This is a genomic window from Polaromonas sp. P1_G2, assembly GCF_056405515.1.
In genome coordinates this window covers 1-522 of record NZ_JBFUBY010000887.1, presented here as the reverse complement: position 1 = coordinate 522, position 522 = coordinate 1, and the positions used below count along the sequence as shown (strand labels likewise).

Annotated in this window: 2 protein-coding genes; both read right to left on the bottom strand. The window is 60.7% G+C overall.

What is annotated here, in order from left to right; translation table 11 throughout:
• On the bottom strand, positions 1 to 203 hold a 203-nt coding region (locus AC1D0P_RS28165; protein ID WP_477679744.1), incomplete at its 3' end, for an aldo/keto reductase.
• 95 nt (positions 204 to 298) lie between these two features.
• The coding region (locus tag AC1D0P_RS28160) for a hypothetical protein (protein WP_477679743.1) at positions 299 to 522 on the bottom strand (224 nt) is incomplete at its 5' end.

Below are 522 nucleotides of genomic sequence, written 5' to 3'. Positions count from 1 at the left end.
CCATAATTGTTGGCGAGGTCGAAATGCGTGATGCCGAGATCGAAGGCGGTGCGGCACATATCGAGCTTGCGCTCATGCGGCGTGTCGTCACCGAAATTATGCCAGAGGCCGAGCGAGACAGCCGGCAGCTTGAGGCCGCTGCGGCCGACGCGGTTATATTTCATCTTGTCGTAGCGAGTGTCGGCGGGTTGCCAGGCGGCCATGAGTCTTCTCCAATTGTATGAGGAATGAGCCTGTTTAGCGCCATCGGGCTTTCCCCCACAAGAGGGAAAGCCGTTGTCACACAATTATCACCTGCTCAGCGCAGCAGCGCCTTGGCTTCGTCTATGCCGAAGGCTGCCGGCTGGCTGCAGCTCGTCGCGATGTCGACTGCCCTGCCCTCGTCTGCCGATTTAAGGATCGAGGTCAGCACGTCGATCGTATGCAGCGACCGGTCGAGCGAGCAGCGATAGTCGCGCGCATCCTCCACGCCGGCCATCATGTCCGACAAGCCGACGCCGCGATAATTGGCCTGCGTGCCCC